The organism is SAR324 cluster bacterium (assembly GCA_015232315.1).
GTDB lineage: Bacteria > SAR324 > SAR324 > SAR324 > NAC60-12 > JADFZZ01.
The window spans coordinates 213243-234400 of the sequence record JADFZZ010000002.1; the positions used below are offsets into that span (position 1 = coordinate 213243).

Genomic DNA, 21158 nt, shown 5'->3' on the forward strand with positions numbered 1-21158 from the left:
TTGTCACACTCTTTGCATTTCATCGTTCCATTGTCTAATTTCTTTTTTTTTAAGAACTGATTGTCCGGGGTGGTTATGTATAAAGAGACTTTTATCAACAAAATGAACGATATTGCGGAAGAAGGCTTTGTTTACCGTTCTTTTTACGAAAATCTGGAAGCACGATTGGACCAGGAGGAGATCACATCGGTCAATGTCCTGGGAAAAGATTTTTTCAACATGGTCGATCGTTTCACCATTCAATTGTTCATTCAACGTGCGGGTGATTCGTTGTTGTTGGAACTTTCTCGTGAAGAATTTCTTTGGGAACTCCAGATTTTTGTCAATCAGTACATTCGCGGTTGTTGTAGTTCTCCTTTGAAATTACGGGCGTTTTGTGCCAGCCTGGCACAAAAATTACGTGAAGAATCGTTTTATAAGGAGTTCATGGCTGATATAGAACTTTCTTATGAAAAACATTTTTATATGGAAGATTGTGCCACAGGTTATCTGATCTGATCCACTGTGCTCACTTAAAAAATGCCTTCCCTGATGATCCCTATTCAGCTCCGGAATCAACTTTTTTTCCGGAGCTTACAATTTTTCTCCGAGATTTATGACATCGCAGCCTTCAAACAGCACAACCTCAACCTCTGTTTCTTCAATCAATACCTGGAAAGATGTCTGGATGTCTGGACCCGGACCAGAAACCCCCGGGCAGACGATGCTACTGATGATTAAAGGAATCTGCATGGGAACCGCGGATATCATTCCCGGCGTTTCTGGCGGAACAATTGCCTTCATCACCGGCATTTATCACCAACTCCTTCAAGCCATTGATTCCATCAATCTGGAGGTGTTGAAAAAATTATTGAAGTTCGAACTCAAGGAATCGCTGGCTCTGATTCACTTCAGGTTTTTGATTCCACTGTTTGTTGGAATTCTTGGTGCGGTGATCAGCACCGCCCGACTCATGCACTATCTGCTTCAATATCACCCGATCCCCACCTGGTCCTTGTTTTTTGGACTGATCAGTGCCTCCATTTTTATTGTTGGCCGGGAAATTTCTGAATGGAATGCTCCGAATATCCTCAATATTTTTATGGGGACTCTTGCGGCTTATTTGATCGTCGGCATGATTCCCGTTCAAACACCGGAAACCTGGTGGTTTCTGTTCCTGAGCGGAATGATCGCGATTTGTGCCATGATTCTGCCCGGTATCAGCGGGTCATTCATTTTACTCATTCTTGGAAAATATGAATTTGTAACCAGCGCGGTCAAAAATCCACTGATTCCGGAAAACCTGACAATCATGGTGATTTTCGCCGGGGGTTGTGTTGTCGGACTTCTAGGTTTTTCCAGGGTTCTGGATTATGCGCTCAAACGCTATTATACGATCACAATGGCCGTGTTGACAGGATTCATGATTGGCGCCATGCGAAAAGTCTGGCCCTGGAAAGAAGTTCTGGAAACACAGATCATTCGGGGGAAGGAATATGTGATTCGGGAGGAAAATGTGTTACCAGCGTTAGATTCACAACTCATGCTGGCCATTGGTATCATGCTGGCAGGCCTGGTTCTTGTTCTGGCACTGGAACGATGGTCTCGCCAGAAACCAGCACAATCATAAGGTTTCAGATATTTTTTCAAGTAGATCCTGTGTGGCTTTCACCAGTGCCTGCCTCATTTCAATTTGCTCTTCAGGATCCGCACACTGCACCAGATCTTCCGCATAACCTGTCAACCGGATATAGGCTTCATGAATCTGGGCTTCATTCATACGGTATGCCACTGGAAGATCTTCAAGTTCCTCTTCATCCTCTTCATTTTCTGTTTCAACCACAGGCAGACGGTCCCGTTTCTTTTTAAGAGCTTCCCGAATGTCACGAACCGTCGCAGAGGGTTTGTCGCCTTTGGCTTCAGACCAGACAGCTTCACGTTCTTCCGGAGTTTTCAGACTACTCAGCAGGTAGGCCCCTGAGGCGGTATAGCGATTGATCAAATCAGGATTCGTGCCATAAACTTCAGCAACTTTTTTACACTGCATCGCTGAAGAATAAGGCATGTTGATATTTTCCGCATACCACGATTTGATTTGATCAATAGTCAGTCCTGAATTTTTGAGAGCCCGATGCAACGCAATCAGATGAAGTCCCAATAACAGAAAATCATCCGCAATGTTTTCAATATATTGATTGATTTTGTCGACTACTTCCTGGACCTTGGCATTTTCCCGGGCTGTCGTGATGCCCTCTTCCATGTCTTCAAGGAGTGGCACATAAAAATCAATTTTTCTCCCTCCCACGGCCAATGCTTTTGATGCATCAACATCCAGTTTTCCTTCCTTGGGAATCTGGGATTGCGATAGTAAATTGAATTTAAGAGACCGGGCCATTATCGCTCCTTTCCAGTTGTTTTTCGCTGATGCGTTTCAGGATCTCCCGGCAAAGGGCATCATACATCAACGCACCTTTGGTTTTTCCTTCCTTGTAATCAAAGATACTTTGATGAAATGCTGGAGCCTCCTGTATCGACACTGATTCTTCAATGACGTTTTGAAACAGTAAATCCGACCAGTGTTCCTGCAAACCCTGCACAATGGTTCTGGATATGTTTGTTCTGGAATTATAGCGAGTGATGGCAATCCCCAACACATCGACATGGCACTGTCCCCGGGATTCCCGTTTGAGTTCCTCTATGTAGGTCATCACCTGGTCACAACCGCTGTATCCCAGATAATCCGTCACAACAGGAATGATCACATAGTCCACATACATCAGGATATTTTCATTGACTTCACTCCAGCTTGGGGCGCAATCAATGATGATGATATTCTGGTTCAGCGGTTCCAGACTATTCCTGACAATCGTTTCGCGAAATCTGGAATTGCTGATGTACCTTCCTGCTTCCACCATGAGTTTTCCTCCGGAAGGCAGAAATGAAAAATAGGGACCTAATTCCAGAAAATCAAATTTTTTGACACGTCCCAGAACAACATTGGCCAGATTGCAAACATGATCCCGTTGAAACACGGTGGTCACATTGGCCTGGACATCAGAATCAATCAGCAGGACTTCTCGTTTGGCCTTGGCAATTCGGGCCGCCAGATTGATCGCGAGTCCTGTTTTTGCCTGGCCGCCTTTCATCGACATGATAGCAATTCTTACAGTCACTTGGTGTCTCTTTCAATATAGGGGGAGGGAATAATGCGGATTCATTGCAATGGATTGAATATGCAGATTATTTTTTGTAAAAAGCAATAATAAATTTTTCGCAATATAAACAGTTTACCAGATAATACAAGTCTCTTTCATTCCACAGATTCCGGATCATTTTGATCGTTTCGGGATCGACCTCTGGGATGAGCCTTCAAATAGACCTCAAAATAATCCGGTCGATTGATATGCGCATAACGCAGCATGGCATCCATGTCGACATAACCCATCAAGGTCATGACATGATCGAGGTCCATTCCATTCTGGATGAGATGCGCCGCAAAGGAATGACGGATCACCCTTGCGTTGATGGGCCTGGTGATACCAATCCGCCGGGCGTGTTTGGTGATCATTGCCCAATAGCCCATCCGGCTCATCCGGGTTCCGTTGCGTCCGGGAAACAGACAGGGATCTTCCTTGTTGAGCAATCGGTTTTCCCTAGCCTGTGCGAGATACTCATGGAGCATCTCAATCGCCTTTCGGGTGATAGGCACCATTCGATGTCGCTTACCTCTGATTTTGACAAATTCCAGATCCAGAAACAGATCTTCCACATTCAGATTGAGCAGTTCGTTGACCTTCAATCCACTCGAATATGCCAATTCCAACATGGATCGATCCCGAAGTCCCAGATAATGACTTTGTGGGGGGGACTCGAGAAGTGCTTCCACTTCCTGAAATGAAAGTAATTCGGGAAGTTCCATCTGATAATCCGGAAATTCAATCAGATATGTTGGTGCATGCTCAATATGTCCCTGACTCTCCAGAAAATCAAAAAACAATTTCAGTGTTGAAATGTGGCGGGCAATCGTTCGGGGTTTCATGGTTTCAGACATTTCAGTCAGATACTCTTCAATGTTGGTTTTTTTGAGGACCTGAAGGTCAAACAGGGTGATTTCTTTGGTATCTGATCCTCCCAGCCATTTTTCAAACCGTTTGAGATCTCGCTGGTGATTGCTGAGGCTGTTTGCTGAATATTTTTGCTGCTTCAGTTGGTCAATGAATTGGTGGATTAATTGCTTCATAGGGTTCTTTGGGGAATAATACTTTGGGCTTCAAACGAATCCATCTTGAAAAACGAGGTTGAATGATTAAATATTCCAGAGGAATTGAATCCTGTTGTTTGAGTCTGCGTTACTCAAGGGTGGTGAATGTCTACAGTTATTCATACAGAAAATTTCTCGCCAATCCTTCAACATGGTATTTTTATCAAAAACACACACAAGTTTTACTCTTGAAAATATCTGGATCGAGCAAGCACTCTAAGCATTTATCCGTAAAAGAGTCAGGCGTCTGCACCAGGCATGTGCGCCTTATGGCATTGTTGCGAAAACAGCTCTGCAAGTTGCTTCTGGAAATCCGTCCATCTAAAGTGCCCATCTGAAGGCGTTATGAGTCGACTCACCACATTCACCCTGCTTACATTTCAATCCAGACTGCTTTCTGTCATGGGAATCATCGGACTTGGCTTCGTAGTCATCATCGGTCGTTTATTTTATGTGCAGATTTATCAGCATACTGCTTATGAAGAACGCGCGCGCAGACAATATGAACGGACGATCGCGATCGAAGCACAACGTGGAACCATTTATGACCGGCGTGGCAACATGCTGGCGGTTTCTGTCCCGGTCAATTCATTGTTTGCCAATCCCCGCAACATTGATTCGCCGAGGGCTGTCGCAAAATCATTGGCTCCGTTGCTTTCCATGACAAATCATGAATTGATGCAGAAACTGGATTCGGACCGATCGTTTGTATGGATCCAGCGTCAGATGCATCCGGGGATTGCGGAAAAAATTGAAGACATGAACATCAAGGGACTGGGAATGATGCAGGAATTCAGGCGTTATTATCCTGCCCAGGAACTGGCTGCGTCACTGATTGGTATTACTGGTGTTGACTCACAGGGATTGGGAGGAATTGAATATGAATACAACAAAATCCTGCACGGAAAAAAAGTGGTGTATGTGGTGGAAAAAGATGGTACCAGGCGAACCATTCCCTCCTCAGAGCCTGAAGATTCAGGATTGCCCAATCAGTATTCACTGCATTTGACCCTTGACCGTTCCATTCAATTTTTTGCCGACACAGCACTCAAGCAGGGAGTCCTAGAAGCCAAAGCGCAACGTGGTATTGCCATCGTAATGCATTCTGCGACTGGCGCCATTCTCGCTATGTCGACCTATCCCGGCTTTGACCCTAATAATTATCAGGAATACCATAGCTCATTTTACCTGAATCTCGCCGTCAGTGCTGGTTATGAACCGGGTTCAACCATCAAGCCTGTCACCTTGGCCGCAGCTCTTGAAGAAGGAATTATCCAGCCTGATCAGCAATTTTATTGTGAAAAAGGCATGTTCCGCATTGCCAATGTTGTCATCCACGATACCTCGTCTCACGCGAAAATGAATTTACGGGAGATCATGCAGAAATCCTCAAATATCTGTGCCGCAAAAATCGGGTTGATGATTCCCCGTGAAAAATTTCATCAATATCTGCAACGGTTCAATTTCGGTATGAAAACCAATATTGGTGTTTCTGGTGAAGCCACTGGCAAATTGCTGGCTCCAAAAAAATGGACTGAGGTCGATCAAGCCTCGATCTCTTTCGGGCATGGTATTCTGGTATCGCCTCTGCAACTGCTCAGTGCGTTGAATGTATTTGCGACGGGAGGAATCTGGATTCCGCCTTATGTGGCGGATTATGTGAAAAACAGGGATGACGAAGTTCTGAAAGAAATCAGGGACAAGGACAACCGGACATTGTATCAGTTTGGTGCCCGGGAACCACATCGTGTGATCAGTCAGAGAACAGCCGAGATGGTAAAAGATTTCATGGTCGCTGTGACAGAAAAAGGGGGAACAGCCCCCAAAGCCGCCATCAATGGATATCAGGTTGCGGGAAAAACAGGAACCAGTCAGGTCTTTGATGAAAAAACCGGCCGCTATTCCAGAGAAAAACATATCGCGCTCTTTGGTGGATTTGTTCCGGCGTCTTCTCCGGTGTTGAGCATTCTTGTGGTTCTGGAACATCCCCGGACATCGCCCTATGGCGGCATTGTCGCGGCTCCTGTTTTTCACCAGATCGCAAAAAAAAGTCTGGTTCTGATGGATGTGCTACCGACAGGTATGACTACACAGAATCAGCCCCTGTCAACTGGAGAGCCAACTCGATCGCGCTGATCATGGAACCACAATCAGCCTGAAACAACGGGGCTTTATCAAAGGCGGTTCCATGATCTACCGAGGTCCTGATCACAGGCAATCCCAGCGTCACATTCACGCCACGATCCATACCCCATAACTTCAATGGAATATGCGCCTGGTCATGGTATAATGCGATCACCGCGTCGAACTCGCCATCACGGTGTCGGAGAAAAATAGTGTCAGGAGAAATCGGTCCCACACAGTGCATCCCCAATTTTCGTGCCTGTTCTATGGCAGGAATAATGATTTTCTGTTCCTCGGTTCCAAACAAACCGTTTTCTCCGGCATGAGGATTGAGTCCGGGAATTCCAAATCGGGGGTATGTGATTCCCATTCGCACCAGCGCGTCATGACCAATCCGGATTGTTTCCACAATGAGATCTGGCGTGAGCGATGCGATGGCATCCTTGAGAGGGGCATGTGTCGTCACATGAATCGCACGAAATTGATCAACCGCCAGCATCATAATGGGGGTTGCCTTATTTGTATAATAAGATAGCATTTCAGTGTGTCCGGGGAAATGATGACCTGCCGCATGGAGTGCTTCTTTGCAAAGAGGTGCAGTGACAATGGCATCAATTTTCCGGTCCTGGCACCACTGGATCGCATGCTTCAAAAACCGGTATGAAGATTCTCCCCCCCAGGCACACATCAATCCAGGTTGCCATTGACGGTTTTCAGCAACAGAGAGATCCACCACAGGAATTCTTTGATCTTCCGGTTGATGCTCCTGATGATCGACAAAATTCAGGGACAGGTTGAGTTTTTGGCAAACCCGTGCCAACACATCCCTGTCGCCAAAAATGACAGGACTCCAATGTTTCAAGGGCCACAATGCTGACAGGGCCTTGAGCATGATTTCAGGGCCAATACCGTTGGGATCGCCCATGGTGAGACCCAGTGTTCTGAATGAAGAATGTTTCATGATTGAATATCCTCGGAAAATTCGATCTTCGGGGAATGATGTTTCTCACGGTCCCTTACAGAAAGTTGAGCATGGATTTGAACAATAAAATCGCGCTGGTTACAGGCGCAGGAACCCGGTTGGGGCAAAGCATTGCCATTTATCTGGCAGAACAGGGCATGCACGTGGCCGTACACTACCACCGCTCGGAAACGGGTGCAAAACAAACCTTGTCTCAGATGAAAGATCCGCAAAACCATCGCATGTTTCAGGCCGACCTATGTCAGGTGAGTGCCATTGAACACATGATGGAACAAATCAGTAACGAGATGGGCGTTGTCTCGGTATTGATCAACAATGCCGCGGATTTTTTCCCGACACCGCTATTTTCTGTCACCGAAGAACAATGGGATCAACTGTTTTCCCTGAACCTCAAAGCACCGTTTTTTGTATCGCAATTAGCGGCTTCAGCCATGAAAAAGCAAGGGTTTGGGAAAATCATCAATATGGTTGATGTTTCAGCAGAGCGTCCCTGGCCTTCCTATCTGCCGTACTGCACCACCAAATCGGGTCTTCATGGCCTGACGAAAGGCCTGGCCAAAGCTCTGGCCCCTGAAATTCAGGTGAATGGTATCGCGCCTGGCACGGTACTGCCCCCGCCTGCGGATTCCGCCATTGATACCCGAATGTCCATTGAACAAAGCCTGCTAAAACGCATCGGCAGTGATCTTGACATCGTTCAGGCCGTGGATTATCTGCTCCATGCGGATTTTGTAACTGGTACCATCATGCCCGTGGATGGAGGACGGCTGGTGTCTTGACAAGGACCAGACAAAAATACTTTACATCAAACGGAACCACAGCCGTTTACTGGGATAGAAATGGAAATTCCTATAGAGTATTGAATTAAGATCTGATGTGTGAGCAGTGGGAACTTGTAGGGAAACTGGAATGAGGAAGTGGAGGCCTTCAAATTAAAAAGGCCTCCGGAAGAATCACTCGTCTTCTTTCAATTTTTCAAGACGGGCTTTAATGATTTTTTCCTGGATAAATGAAGGTGTGATCGCATACTTTTCAAATTCCATGGAATAATTGGATTTTCCAGCACTCATTGAGCGAAGCTGGGTCGCATAACCAAACATCTCTGCCAATGGAACACCTGCCGTGATCACGGTGTCATCATCTTTAATATCGGTTCCATAAATAACACCACGACGTGAACTGAGGTCACCAATAATGTTCCCCTGATATTCAGAGGGTGTTTCGACTTCAACTTTCATGATGGGTTCAAGCAGAACAGCGCCAGCTTTTGCGATCGCTTGTTTCATACCGCCCCTTGACGCTAATTGATATGCCAGATCACTGGAATCTACATCATGGTATTTACCATCTTTCAGAGTCACCTTGATACCAACCACTGGAAATGCCGCTAAGGGACCTTTGTCCATGACATCACGGAATCCTTTTTCGCAGGCACCAATATGCTCTCCCGGAATGGATCCACCGAAAATCGCGTTAACAAACTCAAATCCGGTTTCATGGTCTAACGGCAAAGGTTCAATGGAGCCAGATACTCCAGCGAACTGACCTGAACCACCGCTCTGTTTTTTATGCAGATAGTCGAAATCGGCTGGCCGCGTGATAGCTTCACGATAGTTCACCTGTGGAGCACCGACAATCACATCCACGCCATATTCGCGTTTCATTCGCTCAATGTAGATTTCCAGATGGAGTTCGCCCATTCCATAAATGTGAGTCTCACTGGATTCTTCATCAAATTTGACACGGAATGTTGGATCTTCACGCATAAACCGTCCAAGAGCCTTGCTCATTTTCAGGTGAGCGTCGTTGTCTTTACCCTTAACAGCAAGAGAAATCACAGCGTCAGGAACATGAATGGATTCACAGGAAACACGGATTTCATCACCGCAGAAAGTGTCTCCAGACGCACACTCAACACCCACCATGGCTACAATATCACCAGCTTTGGCTTCATCAATATTTTCCCGATCATTGGCATGCATTCGGACCATGCGTCCAACCCGCAGTTTTTTGCCGGTTCGGGCATTGGTGATCTGTTCGCCTTTTTTCAAGGTGCCCTGATAAACACGGGTGTAGGTCAATTGTCCAAATTGTTCTTCAGTCAGTTTGAAGGCCATGACAACCAATGGTTGGTCCGGATCGCACTGAAGAGCGACAACGCCGCCATCTTTCAGATTGGTAGCTTTGTTAGGTTCAGCTTCAATGGGGCTTGGAAGATATTTGACTACAGCATCCAGCAAGGTTTGAACACCTTTATTTTTGAAGGCGCTACCCATCATCACAGGACACAGTTTAAGGGATTGAACGCCTTTTTTGATGGCGGCATGAATACTGGCTTCGGCAATTTCTTTTTCTTCCAGCAGATCTTCCATCATTTGATCATCAAACATGGAGATGGCTTCCAGCATTTCCGCACGTGCGATCTGAGCGTCATCCAGCAAATCTTCCGGAATGGTTGCAACACGGACTGTTTCGCCTTTTTCACCATCAAAATATATGGCTTTCATGGTGATTAAGTCGACAACTCCGGCATGATCATCTTCCAGACCAATAGGAATTTGAATGGGTACCGCATTTAAACCAAGAATTTCGCGAAGTCCTTTGATTCCTCGTTTGGGATTGGCGCCCATACGGTCCAGTTTGTTGACAAACGCGATCCTGGGAACCCGGTACCGTTTCATTTGACGGTCAACGGTGATGGATTGGGACTGAATTCCGGCAACACCGCATAAAACCAGAATGGCACCATCCAGAACCCGGAGTGAGCGTTCTACTTCAATGGTAAAATCAACGTGTCCGGGAGTGTCAATAATATTGATTTTGGTGTTGTTCCAGGCAACTTGTGTTGCGGCTGAGGTGATGGTGATTCCTTTTTCTTTTTCGAGCTCCATGTGGTCCATTTTTGCACCAGCTCCACCACCACGCACTTCTTCGATTTTGTGGATTTTTCCAGCATAGTACAAAATACGTTCTGTCAGTGTTGTTTTACCACTGTCGATATGTGCTGATATGCCGATATTGCGAAAACGACTGATTTCTTTTCTTGCCTCTTCTCTCATGGTCATCCGGTAAGGAAAATATATTAAGTAGTTAATAAGAACACAGCGGTGGTTTGCAACAATTCAAATGACGCTGCCTCAATGAATTGCCCTAAGGGCGGGAACAAAAAATTTAAGAGGCAAGAGATAATATGCTGTTGTTTAAACCTCAAGCGGAAAAAAAGTCATTTCCCTTGTCATCGGTGATGATAAACGCAGGGAAGTCTTTCACCGTGATCTGGAATATCGCTTCCATACCAAGTTCTTCGAATTCCAGGATCTTGATATCCGTGATACAGTTTTTGCCTAAAACTGCGGCTGGACCACCAATAGAACCCAAATAAAAGCCTCCATATTGTTTACATGCTTCACGAACTACGGCAGTTCGGTTGCCTTTTGCCAGCATGACCAAAGACGCGCCTTCTTTCTGGAAAATAGGCACGTAGGGGTCCATTCGTTGTGCGGTGGTAGGGCCGAACGAACCGGAAGCATAGCCTTCGGGCGTTTTGGCGGGACCTGCGTAGTAAATGATGTGCTGTTTCAGATACTCAGGGAGTCCTTTGCCCTGATCCAAAAGTTCCTTCAGTTTGGCATGGGCAATGTCTCGTGCGACCACGATTTTGCCATTCAGCATGACTCTTGTTTTGATTGGATGCTGGCTCAGAATTTTGCGGACAGCGTCCATGCCTTCATCCAGATTGATGGTGACTACTTTCTGTTCGGCTCTGGTTTTGGAGGCAACAGGGAGAAACTGTGCGGGATTCGTTTCCAGTTTTTCAATGAACAAGCCCTCCCGTGTGATTTTTGCTTTGATATTACGATCAGCGCTACAACTCACTCCCATTGCGACGGGACATGAAGCTCCATGGCGTGGCAGTCGTATAACCCTTACGTCATGACAGAAATATTTTCCGCCGAATTGCGCGCCAATTCCCATTTTCTGGGTAATTTTAAAAATCTTTTCTTCCCACTCCAGATCCCGGAAAGCACGACCATGTTCATTGCCCGTAGTTGGCAGTTTGTCCAGATATCCTGTTGTGGCGAGTTTCAGGGTTTTAAGGGTAGTTTCAGCGGAAGTTCCTCCAATCACAAATGCCAGATGATAGGGGGGGCAAGCGGCGGTTCCCAACGTTTTGAGTTTTTCCATCACAAATTTTTCCAGTGATGCTGGATTTAGCAATGCCTTGGTTTCCTGATACAGATAGGTTTTATTGGCGGAACCCCCACCCTTGGCCATGAACAGAAAATGATATTCCATACCTTGGGTCGCATACAGGTCAATTTGGGCAGGAAGATTGGTTCCTGTATTTTTTTCATCAAACATGTTTTGTGGAGCGACTTGGGAAAAACGCAGATTATCTTCTTGATAAGTCTTATAGATACCATGACTGAGCGCATCGGCATCGTTACCGCCTGTCCAGACCTGTTCACCTTTTTTCCCCATGACAATTGCCGTTCCGGTATCCTGGCAACTTGGAAATACCATTTCCGCGGCAATGATGGCATTTTCGAGCAGGGAAGTTGCCACAAATACATCATTATCCGATGCTTCAGGATCGTTGATGATTGTTTCAAGTTTCTTCAGGTGGGCAGAACGCAGCAGATGAGAAACATCATACATTGCTTTTTCCGCCAGCAGGCTCAAGCCTTCAGGCTGGATCTGCAAAACTATACGGTTTCCTGCCTGAATGATGGAAACATGATCGGTACTGATCTGCTTGTATTCGGTAGCGTCTTTTTCCATTGGTAATGGTTCCTGATAATAAAACGGGCGCATAACTTTCCTTTGATGAAGGTCCTGGGAAATGAGTGATAACAGGTTTCATTTACAAATATGAGACAGATATTCAAGAGGGATCAGAAAATACTATTTCCTTCAAATCTGTGAAATATCTTATTTTTGATGCAATGGACTGGCATAGAAAAAGTCGATTCTGCTGACAAACAGGGTCTTTGTCCATAACCATTACATTCTCAAAAAAAGTGGTGATCAAGGGTTCCAGTCCAAATAATTCCGTCATGAATGTTTCTGTCGTCAATGGGGTGGACTCCCATTTCAGAATGGCTGTCCACAAGGCTTTTTCTTCTGGCAGAAGAAGGTGCGATTCATCAATTTTTGCTGGAATCAACGCTTGTTGCTGGCGACTGATGTTATCTGTCCGCACTACGGCCTCTACTGTTCGTTTGAACGCTTCTTGACTGGAGGCCTGCATCAGCTTGTCCGCAATGATTTTCTGTTCAAGCACAGATTCCGTTTCACCTTTCAGTACAGCTTCAATCACATCATATCTGATTCCGGATTCCTGCATGACAAACTTCATGCGCAACCGCATGAATTGTTGGAGATCGTTCAGGATTTTTGGTAGATCCAGAGTGAGATTCTGTTGTGACTGGAGAAAAGTGAGATGGGCTTCAAACAATTCACGCAGATTGAGACGGAGATTTTTTCCAAGCAAAATCTGAGCGATACCCTGCGCCATTCTACGGAGAGCATAGGGATCAGCAGAACCTGATGGAATCATCCCCAGAGAAAAGGCGGTTCCAAGCATGTCCAGTTTGTCAGCCAGCGCAACAGGCACTGTCTCAGCGTCTTGAGGCAACAAATCTGTGAAATTTCTTGGATAATAATGCTCTTCCAGACCTCGACTGACCACCTCTGTTTCCTGTTTGAGCCGGGCATAGCGATGTCCCATCACCCCCTGAAGGTCAGGAAATTCATACACCAGTTGTGTTTGTAGATCAAACTTGCACAGTTCCGCGATCTTCCGGGTTGATTGTTGTTGAGACTCATTCAATCCCATTTTTTGAGCGATCAGCAAACTGAGTTGGGCAATGCGTTCTGTACGTTGGGCCAGGGTACCTCGTCCCTTGAGGAAAACGACTTTTCGCGATTTTTCCAGAAAATGTTCAAAGGTGTGTTTCTGGTCTTCCAGATAAAAAAAGCGGGCATCACTCAAACGCGCACGCAACACTTTCTCGTTTCCTTTTCTGATCACATCCAGGGCGTGAGCATCACCATTTCGGACGGTGATAAATTTTGAAAGCAAGTCACCCTTTGGGGAAAAAACCGGAAAATAGCGTTGATGGGTTGCCATCGTGGTGACCAGAACTTCAGCCGGAATTTCCAGAAAAGCCGGCTCAAAATGTCCTTCAAGCACTGTGGGCCATTCCACCAGATTGGTCACTTCCTCCACCAGACGTGGATTCAACTTTACAGAAAAGCCCTGCGATTTTTCCAGTTGAGCGATCTGGTCAAGAATGGATTGTCGGCGTTCGTCATAGACTGCTATCACATGATGCTGTCTCAGGACATCCACATAGTTGGACGCATGATTCAGTTTCACAGCTTCAGTGTGTAAAAAACGGTGTCCGCGAGTGAGATTGGCAGCCTGAACCATTTCAATGCCAAATGGAAGAATCTCATCGTTCCATAGCGAGACAAGCCAGCGGACGGGTCTCACATAACGCATTTTGTAGTGTCCCCATCTCATGTTTTTGGGAAAGGAAATACCTGTGACCCATTGTGATGCGGCTTCCTGAATGATGGATTTCACAGTTTTTCCGACAATCTCACGGCGAGCAAACAGATAATCTTTGCCTTGAACCTCACAGATTGAGATCGCATCGGGGGCAACTTCGTTTTTCTGGGCAAATCCCAGTGCTGCTTTGCTCCATGCGCCATCAGGGGTTTTGGAAATATTGGCTGGAGGTCCTTTGACTTCCAGCACCTGGTCTTCCTGTTTTTCTGGCAGACCATCAATCAGTACGGCCAGCCTGCGAGGGGAGGAATAGGTATTAAGCGATGTGAATGTCAGTTTGTTCTGGGTGCAGGTTTGTTCAACCAGCTTTTTCAGTGCGTCAACTGCATCAAGAATCACTCCGGCAGGCATGTCTTCCAGACCGATTTCAATCAGATATGTGTTCATGCGGCCTCCTGTACTTCCAGCGCTTTGATCCATTGTTCAGCGGCGTTTCGGTCCTTCATGAGAGGAAATCCCAATTTTCGACGTTCTTCAAGAAATAGACGGGCAACCTGATGGGCCATGACCCGGACCCGATTGATGTAGGAGGCTCTTTCGGATACGCTGATGGCTCCCATGGCATCCAGTTGATTGAAGGTGTGAGAGCATTTGAGAATATAATCATAGGCGGGAAACACCAGTTGTTGCTGGATCACTCTCAACGCTTCGCCTTCATATTGATCAAACAAAGTGAACAACAGACGCATGTCCGCTATTTCGAAAGTATATTTGGAATGTTCATATTCAGGTTGTTTGAAAATGGCGGCATAGCTCACGCCCTTTGTGTATTCCAGATCAAACACGTTTTCTTTTTCCTGAAGATAAGACGCGAGTCGTTCGAGACCATAAGTCAATTCCACTGATACGGGATTGCATTCCAATCCGCCGACTTGCTGAAAATAAGTATATTGTGTGACTTCCATGCCATCCAGCCATACTTCCCAACCCAGTCCCCAGGCCCCAAGTGTGGGTGATTCCCAGTTGTCTTCCACAAAACGGATGTCATGTTCCAACGGATTGATGCCCAGCGCTACCAGCGATTCCAGATACAATTCCTGGGCATTGTCAGGCATGGGTTTCATGATGACCTGATACTGATGGTGCTGATATAAACGATTGGGGTTTTCACCATAACGGCCGTCTGCCGGTCTTCGAGAAGGTTCCACATAGGCCACATTCCATTCTTCCGGGCCGATAGTGCGCAAAAATGTGGCAGGATTCATGGTACCGGCCCCGGTTTCTACGTCATAGGGATTCATTAACAGACAGCCCCGGTCTGACCAGAACTGATGCAGGGTCATGATGATTTCTTGAAGTGTTCTTTTTTTCATAGCTGTTTCAGACTGAAATGATAGCAAAATTCATGAATAGTTTTTTCCGGGGAAATCCGGCACAGAGCATGTTCCCTATCTGTAAACCACTCATAAATCCAGTCATTATTCAGCTATTTGCGGGAACGGAGGGGTGTTTTTTGCGGTTTAGGAATAAATCATCCCTTGACGAAAGGATTATAACGGACTTCAAAGCCTATCGTGGTTGAAGAGCCATGTCCTGTGACCACATGTGTTTCTTCATCCAGCACATACAATTGATCCTTGATGGAGCGTGCGATTTTTTTAAAATCCCCACCCCATAAATCGGTTCGGCCAATAGATCCCTGAAAAAGAGTGTCACCGGCAATCAACAATTTTAGTCCTTCAAATGAAAAACACATGGAACCGGGAGTATGTCCGGGAGTGTGAAGGCATTTGCCCTGAAACGAAGGAATGTGCAGTTCTTCATCATGTTCCAGCCATTGATCCGGAGCTGGAACCGGTTCATAGGGAATACCAAACAACCGGCATTGCATTTCCAGTTGATCCCACAGGAAAGCGTCTTCTTTATGCAGTGCCAGACTGGAACCTGTGGCTTCTTTCATTTTGCCGGAAGCCAGAAAATGATCCAGATGGGCATGTGTATGCAGAATTCGGATGACGGTCAGATCCAATTCCTTCAGATACGACAAAATCCGGTTTGCGTCGCCACCTGGATCGATAACCATCGCCTGTTTTGACGTTTTATCGCCGATAATGGTGCAATTGCATCCCAACGGGCCTACGGGAAAGCATTTTAATACAATGTTTTGCGGTAATTCCATAATTCCTGCCAATCGTTTCAGCTATTTTTATAGTTCTGATTCTTCAATATCGGCTATCTTCATCAGATGTTTCAGTAATCCTGTTTTCAATGGTGTATTGCTATGAACGGGAACAGATATACGTGCAGCGTTACCAATTTTGGCGTAAATATGGTGGCTTCCATTGATGCGTTTCAGTTCCCATCCTTTTGACTCCAAAAGACGACAAAACAATTTGCCACTAACAGTTTTCAAACCGCAATCTCCATGATCTTATCTTTCTTTGACATGACAATATCTTGAACATCGACAGACAAACATCCTTCAACCGCCTCATAAATATTGTGCAACAACTCATCAAAGGTCTCACCTTGTGTGCTACATCCGGGAATAGACGGCACTTCCGCCCAATATCCGCCTTCTTCTGCTTCATGTATCACTACTTTTAATTTCATAAGCATCCTCCGGGATTGACTACATATCAAACGGTTATGATTTTTTTCGTTTATGGGACTTTTTTTTCTTAGGAACATTCGCCGACTGGATTGGAGCAACCTGTGGAGGTTCATCCGGTAACCATAGTTTTTTACTGAAGATAAGCCATCCTGATCCGATAGTGAGCACAACGCTGATCGCATACGCGGCCAGAATCGTTGTATCAAACAATTCAAAATACTGATTGTCTGTTCTCAGAGAAGTCAGTGATGAACGCAACAGGGAATATGAAACCAAATAAATTGCGGCCAGCATGCCCGGTCTGAAATTTTTGAGTCGTAACCGCCATAACAGGAAAAAAATTACAAAATTCCCCAGGGATTCATACAGCATGGTTGGATGAACGGCCTGCCCCTGGGCATAACGGCCAATCACTGAATTAGGTGGAAAAACAATTCCTGTCCAGAAATCAGTCACGGGACCACCGGCTTCGCCATTGGTGAAATTTCCCCAGCGTCCAATCGCCTGACCAAGAATGATACACAACGCGCCGATATCCAGCATTTCCATAAATCGTAGACGCTTGATCTGGCAATACCAATACAACGAAAGTATTCCGCCCAGAATGCCGCCATGAATGGCCAGACCACCATGCCAGATCGCAAAAACCTCCCACCAGGGAAGATAGGCGTAATGATTGCTCCACTCAAAAATCACCTCATATATCCGTCCGCCAAAAAGGCCACCCAGAAAAATCAGCAAGGTGCAATTCATAACCTCATCTTCATCCAGCGGCAAATGCCTGCGGAGGGCTTCGGACAGAACAATTTTATACCCAATCAGGATAGAGATCGCATAAAACAGTCCATAAAAACGGGGCTGGAGTGTGAAATTCAGCCAGGGGATTTCCAGAGTGAAAATATAGGGATGCATGAGTTATTTACTTTCCTGAGAGGACTCATTTCTGGGAGTGAATAATTGACCGCCCAAGGCGGATTTTTGTGCTGAAAAATGGGCTTTCAGGCCATCCATCGCATAATTAAGCATGATGTTGAATTGTTCAGGTGTGAAGGGTGCCCGCTCTGCTGTTCCCTGAACTTCAATCAGTTTTCCATTTTTCAGCATGACCACGTTCATATCCACATCAGCTTGACTGTCCTCATCATATTTGAGGTCCAGCATGGGACGTCCTCCGACGATACCAACACTGATTGCCGCAAGGAATTGATTGACGGGGAACCGTCGGATTTTGCCTGCTTCATAGAGCTTTCTCAAGGCGAGGATCATGGCGACAAACCCGCCTGTAATCGATGCGGTACGGGTTCCACCATCGGCTTGAATGACATCGCAGTCAATCCAGATGGTCCGATCCCCCAGAAGTGGGAGATCCACCACGGAACGCAGGGAACGACCGATCAGACGCTGGATTTCCTGGCTTCTGCCATCCAGTTTTCCCTGTGAGATATCACGGTTTTTTCTTGGTGAGGTTGAACCGGGGAGCATGCCATATTCGCAGGTCAACCATCCTGAATGAGTGCCTTTCATGAATCGGGGAACCGAATCTTCAACCGACGCGGTACAAATGACTTTGGTGTTGCCTGTCTCCACCAGAACCGAGCCAGCCGCATGCATGGTGAAGTCCGTCGTGATTTTGATAGGCCTTGGTTCATGATCCTTCCTGTTATCGGTACGAACGGTCATGTCGGCCATGATTTTTTTTAAATCCTCATTATCCGCTAAACTTGTTTTCAATGTTCCCATAATTCCTTTTATGGATGAATAATTATTTTTTATGATCGCCAACGGTGCTTCACCGTTCCAGATCAATAAAATATTGAATGACCTTTTCTGATGGCTCAATCGCAAGTAAATCAGTGACAATTTCGGCAGAAGAGGCCAGTTTGGCTATTTCTGCCAGTAAGGTCAAATGAATTTCCGGATTACTGAACGGGCTGAGCAGGAGAAAAACCAGATGACATGGACTGTCCGATTCGCCAGGCCACAAAACACCTGCCGGAATCTGTGCAATCATACAGATTGGTTCAATCAATCCCCGGCACATCACATGCGGAACCGCAACACCATTGCTGAGGATCGTTGGAAAGGTCTGTTCACGATCCAGAATCTCTTTGAGAATAGCTTGTGCTGAAAGTATTGTTTCTCCAGATGAAAGAGTGGCAAGCATCCGGGTTAGAATGAATTCAGCCGAGCCTTCATGGAACCGTAAAATATGTTCCGGATGCAGAAAGAAGGGCAAATGATGCGCCCATTGCTTGAACAACAGAACATCACTTGAAGCTTCCAGATCCGGTCGGGAAGGTTCCAGGATGATCTCTGTGTCTCGCCTTACCAACAAGGGAATGGCTTCGTTGCGGATGTTTTTCAAAGCTCCGGGCAAGGTGCTATGCACAATGACGGCTTCACGATTTTTGAGGGCGTATCCCAGTTGTGAGGGTTTAGGCAGATTGCCCCATACGATCTTCCCCACACTTTCATTTTTTCCACTATCCGGTTCTTCATACAGTGATGTCCAGCGGAAAACATGATCTTTGCCGACCATTTCTGCCCAACGTTGACAAATCAATTGATTGAGATGACGATTGTCTGTCAGGGCCATCACGTTTCCAATGGTTGGAATCCACTCCGCTGGAATAGATTCGATGGACAGAGCATTGGCACTGTATGCCAGGAAACCTTCACGCTGTGCTTCAAGAATCGCATCCTGATTCAAATCAACCAGCAAACAGACATTTTGGGTGGTCTTGGTGATGAAATTGGCAATATTTCGGGCAAATGGATGAGCTCCAACAATGATCCAACCGTTTTTGGTCAAAGCTTTCACTTTGAGAAACCGGGCAACCGCGCCTGCGGTCAAGCCCTGGATAATCACACTGACACCAATAATACTAAACGTGAAGGATTGCAAAAAGGAGGCATGTTCCAGTCCCGTTTCTTTTAGCCGTAACGCAAACAACGAGGCCATGGAGCCAGCGACAATGCCTCTGGGGGACAACCAGGACAGAAACAAACGATCTCTGATGGAAAGGCTGGTGTTGAAGGTGCAGAAAACAATGCTGAGTGGACGGATTACCAAAAGCACTACCGCAATCAAAATCAATCCTCGCCATCCCAGCGCGGTAAAATCCTCAAGATGCAGTGTTGCCGAGAGTAAAATAAACAGCAGGGCAATGAACAATTCTGTCAATTCCGATTTGAACTGCTGGATATTTTTCAGGTGAGGCGGTTTATCCCATCCGAGGATAAATCCTGTGACAACCACGGTTAAAATTCCGGCTTCATGCACCATCAGATCGGACATGCCAAACAAAAACAACGCCATCGATAACACAAAGATGTTGGCATATTCACGCGGAATCCAGTCTTTTTTGAGAACAGTTATCAGCACTCCGCCCCCCAGTAAACCAATGCCGATACCAACCAGCAATCTTAAGCCAAACTGCTGAAACGGTAGCATTTCCGCATTGGAGGTACGATTGAACCACTCAAAACATAAAATGGCGATAAATACCCCAATCGGATCAATCAACACTCCTTCCCAATGTAGAATGTGGTGAAGTTTTTCCTTAATGCCAATCCGGTTGAGTAACGGGACAATCACGGTGGGGCCTGTCACAATGATCAAACTGCCAGCCAGCATGGAAAATGACATGGAATAACCGAACAGATAATACACGGTCATTGCCGTTCCAAACCAGGTGATCAGCACTCCGATGCTCAACAAACGCCAGATCACCGTCGAAGCTTTACGGATTCCATCAAGACTGAGAGACAAGCCACCTTCAAACAGAATGATTGCCACCCCGAGAGACACGATCATCTTCAAACCTGATTCCAAGGCTTCAGGATCAATGAGTCCAGCACCTTCAGGTCCCAGCAGAATGCCACCAATCAGCAATGGTACAATCGACGGTATCCGCAGATGTTTTGCGATAATCATCAGCGACACACCTGTGACCATTGAAATCACCAGTGTCGAGATGCGAAGATAGGACAAATCCATGGGAAAAGGCTCTTGTGAGATTATGGAGTGTTGATTACTTCCATTTCCGGTGTGACCTCAAAATGAAACATTCGGGGATCAATGGGTTGATTATAGGCCATTTCCAGAAATTCGATAATCCGGTAGTTTCCCTGATTATCCAGCAAAGCGACCGCTTTGATATCATAACTGGAAGAGTCGACCAGCAGTTGAAGAAGTTCCAGATTGGCTTCTGCCTGTTTGGGTTTCAATTCGACAATCAATCCCTTTGATTCAGCAGAAAACAGTTTTTTTGAAATGTTTTGTGCGGAAAAATCGTGTTGTAAATGGCCCTTTCCCAGCAAAAAAGCCAAGGCTGTTCCCTGAGTGACCTGGTCAAGTTGACGGATTGTGACATTTTCCAGTAAGGGATCAAATAACCACACGGTTGTTCCGTCCGTGACCAGCAACTGTTCATTGGGTTTGGCATAGTTCCACCGCATTTTGCCTACCCGTTGATAGGCTACAGTTCCCTCTGCCTTTTTGGGAGATGTTTCTGAACTGGAAAAGTAGTTGGTCTGGGTGAATTTTCCATGAAAGCTTTCGAGGCTTTGGTAACGCTGCTGAATGGCCTCAATGAGTCCTTCCTTCATCGGTGTTCCGGCATATACGGCAATCGGCCACAACAAACAAATGACTACCCGGAAAATTTGTGATTTCATG

The 21158-nt window shown here is 46.0% G+C and carries 19 protein-coding genes; 4 read left to right on the forward strand and 15 right to left on the reverse strand.

The window, feature by feature from the left end; translation table 11 throughout:
* The first annotated feature begins 75 nt into the window (after positions 1-75).
* Positions 76-498, forward strand: coding sequence for a hypothetical protein (locus HQM11_02410; GenBank protein ID MBF0349851.1), 423 nt, complete (start codon positions 76-78; stop codon positions 496-498).
* 97 nt (positions 499-595) lie between these two features.
* A complete protein-coding gene (locus tag HQM11_02415) occupies positions 596-1609 on the forward strand; it encodes a DUF368 domain-containing protein (GenBank protein ID MBF0349852.1) in 1014 nt (337 codons plus the stop codon).
* Here the strand turns inward: HQM11_02415 and HQM11_02420 are convergent.
* The 3 genes from HQM11_02420 to HQM11_02430 form a co-directional block, all read right to left on the reverse strand.
* Positions 1604-2374, reverse strand: coding sequence for a hypothetical protein (locus HQM11_02420; GenBank protein ID MBF0349853.1), 771 nt, complete (start codon positions 2372-2374; stop codon positions 1604-1606). The two genes, HQM11_02415 and HQM11_02420, sit on opposite strands and share 6 nt — an antisense overlap.
* Positions 2358-3152 carry a ParA family protein gene (locus HQM11_02425; protein ID MBF0349854.1) on the reverse strand — a complete coding sequence of 265 codons (795 nt, stop codon included), beginning with the start codon at positions 3150-3152 and terminating at the stop codon, positions 2358-2360. Before HQM11_02425 ends, HQM11_02420 begins: the two co-directional genes overlap by 17 nt.
* Positions 3153-3289: 137 nt before the next feature.
* The gene (locus tag HQM11_02430) at positions 3290-4219 is read right to left on the reverse strand and encodes a tyrosine-type recombinase/integrase (GenBank protein MBF0349855.1); all 930 of its coding nucleotides are present in this window, start codon (positions 4217-4219) and stop codon (positions 3290-3292) included.
* A 366-nt stretch (positions 4220-4585) separates the two neighbouring features.
* On the opposite strand from HQM11_02430, the gene HQM11_02435 reads away from it, so the two are divergent.
* A complete protein-coding gene (locus HQM11_02435) occupies positions 4586-6376 on the forward strand; it encodes a penicillin-binding protein 2 (GenBank protein MBF0349856.1) in 1791 nt (596 codons plus the stop codon).
* On the opposite strand, the gene pdxA is transcribed toward HQM11_02435, so the two are convergent.
* Positions 6327-7325 (reverse strand): 4-hydroxythreonine-4-phosphate dehydrogenase PdxA, encoded by a 999-nt coding sequence (pdxA, locus tag HQM11_02440; protein MBF0349857.1) that lies wholly within the window; start codon positions 7323-7325, stop codon positions 6327-6329. The genes HQM11_02435 and pdxA overlap by 50 nt on opposite strands.
* 71 nt (positions 7326-7396) lie before the next feature.
* On the opposite strand from pdxA, the gene HQM11_02445 reads away from it, so the two are divergent.
* Positions 7397-8125 carry an SDR family NAD(P)-dependent oxidoreductase gene (locus HQM11_02445; GenBank protein ID MBF0349858.1) on the forward strand — a complete coding sequence of 243 codons (729 nt, stop codon included), beginning with the start codon at positions 7397-7399 and terminating at the stop codon, positions 8123-8125.
* Between the two features lie 174 nt (positions 8126-8299).
* Here the strand turns inward: HQM11_02445 and HQM11_02450 are convergent, their stop codons facing one another.
* From HQM11_02450 to lolA, 11 genes are all read right to left on the reverse strand, one after another.
* A complete protein-coding gene (locus HQM11_02450) occupies positions 8300-10411 on the reverse strand; it encodes an elongation factor G (protein MBF0349859.1) in 2112 nt (703 codons plus the stop codon).
* Between the two features lie 142 nt (positions 10412-10553).
* Positions 10554-12161, reverse strand: a complete 1608-nt coding sequence (locus tag HQM11_02455; protein ID MBF0349860.1) for a fumarate hydratase — start codon at positions 12159-12161, stop codon at positions 10554-10556.
* 70 nt (positions 12162-12231) lie between these two features.
* Positions 12232-14310, reverse strand: coding sequence for a glycine--tRNA ligase subunit beta (locus HQM11_02460; protein MBF0349861.1), 2079 nt, complete (start codon positions 14308-14310; stop codon positions 12232-12234).
* Complete coding sequence (gene glyQ, locus HQM11_02465) at positions 14307-15236, reverse strand: glycine--tRNA ligase subunit alpha (protein MBF0349862.1); 930 nt, start codon at positions 15234-15236, stop codon at positions 14307-14309. Before glyQ ends, HQM11_02460 begins: the two co-directional genes overlap by 4 nt.
* 158 nt (positions 15237-15394) lie before the next feature.
* A complete protein-coding gene (locus tag HQM11_02470; GenBank protein ID MBF0349863.1) occupies positions 15395-16042 on the reverse strand; it encodes an MBL fold metallo-hydrolase in 648 nt (215 codons plus the stop codon).
* Positions 16043-16069: 27 nt separating this feature from the next.
* Entirely contained in the window at positions 16070-16276 is a 207-nt protein-coding gene (locus HQM11_02475) for a type II toxin-antitoxin system HicA family toxin (protein ID MBF0349864.1), read from the reverse strand.
* Entirely contained in the window at positions 16273-16476 is a 204-nt protein-coding gene (locus HQM11_02480; protein MBF0349865.1) for a type II toxin-antitoxin system HicB family antitoxin, read from the reverse strand. Before HQM11_02480 ends, HQM11_02475 begins: the two co-directional genes overlap by 4 nt.
* Positions 16477-16510: 34 nt before the next feature.
* On the reverse strand, positions 16511-17389 hold the full coding sequence (gene lgt, locus HQM11_02485) for a prolipoprotein diacylglyceryl transferase (GenBank protein ID MBF0349866.1): 879 nt from the start codon (positions 17387-17389) through the stop codon (positions 16511-16513).
* 3 nt (positions 17390-17392) lie between these two features.
* Positions 17393-18157, reverse strand: a complete 765-nt coding sequence (gene rph, locus HQM11_02490; protein ID MBF0349867.1) for a ribonuclease PH — start codon at positions 18155-18157, stop codon at positions 17393-17395.
* A gap of 109 nt (positions 18158-18266) precedes the next feature.
* Positions 18267-20477 (reverse strand): cation:proton antiporter, encoded by a 2211-nt coding sequence (locus HQM11_02495; GenBank protein MBF0349868.1) that lies wholly within the window; start codon positions 20475-20477, stop codon positions 18267-18269.
* A gap of 20 nt (positions 20478-20497) precedes the next feature.
* Positions 20498-21157, reverse strand: coding sequence for an outer membrane lipoprotein chaperone LolA (gene lolA, locus HQM11_02500; GenBank protein ID MBF0349869.1), 660 nt, complete (start codon positions 21155-21157; stop codon positions 20498-20500).
* Position 21158 lies beyond the last annotated feature (1 nt).

Excerpts from the sequence above, each read along its gene's own strand:
- HQM11_02410 (MBF0349851.1), top strand. The coding sequence starts at position 76 with ATGTATAAAGAGACTTTTATCAACAAAATGAACGATATTGCGGAAGAA.
- HQM11_02415 (MBF0349852.1), top strand. The coding sequence starts at position 596 with ATGACATCGCAGCCTTCAAACAGCACAACCTCAACCTCTGTTTCTTCA.
- HQM11_02420 (MBF0349853.1), bottom strand. The coding sequence starts at position 2,374 with ATGGCCCGGTCTCTTAAATTCAATTTACTATCGCAATCCCAGATTCCC.
- HQM11_02430 (MBF0349855.1), bottom strand. The coding sequence starts at position 4,219 with ATGAAGCAATTAATCCACCAATTCATTGACCAACTGAAGCAGCAAAAA.
- HQM11_02435 (MBF0349856.1), top strand. The coding sequence starts at position 4,586 with ATGAGTCGACTCACCACATTCACCCTGCTTACATTTCAATCCAGACTG.
- pdxA (MBF0349857.1), bottom strand. The coding sequence starts at position 7,325 with ATGAAACATTCTTCATTCAGAACACTGGGTCTCACCATGGGCGATCCC.
- HQM11_02445 (MBF0349858.1), top strand. The coding sequence starts at position 7,397 with ATGGATTTGAACAATAAAATCGCGCTGGTTACAGGCGCAGGAACCCGG.
- HQM11_02450 (MBF0349859.1), bottom strand. The coding sequence starts at position 10,411 with ATGACCATGAGAGAAGAGGCAAGAAAAGAAATCAGTCGTTTTCGCAAT.
- HQM11_02455 (MBF0349860.1), bottom strand. The coding sequence starts at position 12,161 with ATGCGCCCGTTTTATTATCAGGAACCATTACCAATGGAAAAAGACGCT.
- HQM11_02460 (MBF0349861.1), bottom strand. The coding sequence starts at position 14,310 with ATGAACACATATCTGATTGAAATCGGTCTGGAAGACATGCCTGCCGGA.
- glyQ (MBF0349862.1), bottom strand. The coding sequence starts at position 15,236 with ATGAAAAAAAGAACACTTCAAGAAATCATCATGACCCTGCATCAGTTC.
- HQM11_02470 (MBF0349863.1), bottom strand. The coding sequence starts at position 16,042 with ATGGAATTACCGCAAAACATTGTATTAAAATGCTTTCCCGTAGGCCCG.
- HQM11_02480 (MBF0349865.1), bottom strand. The coding sequence starts at position 16,476 with ATGAAATTAAAAGTAGTGATACATGAAGCAGAAGAAGGCGGATATTGG.
- lgt (MBF0349866.1), bottom strand. The coding sequence starts at position 17,389 with ATGCATCCCTATATTTTCACTCTGGAAATCCCCTGGCTGAATTTCACA.
- rph (MBF0349867.1), bottom strand. The coding sequence starts at position 18,157 with ATGACCGTTCGTACCGATAACAGGAAGGATCATGAACCAAGGCCTATC.
- HQM11_02495 (MBF0349868.1), bottom strand. The coding sequence starts at position 20,477 with ATGGATTTGTCCTATCTTCGCATCTCGACACTGGTGATTTCAATGGTC.
- lolA (MBF0349869.1), bottom strand. The coding sequence starts at position 21,157 with ATGAAATCACAAATTTTCCGGGTAGTCATTTGTTTGTTGTGGCCGATT.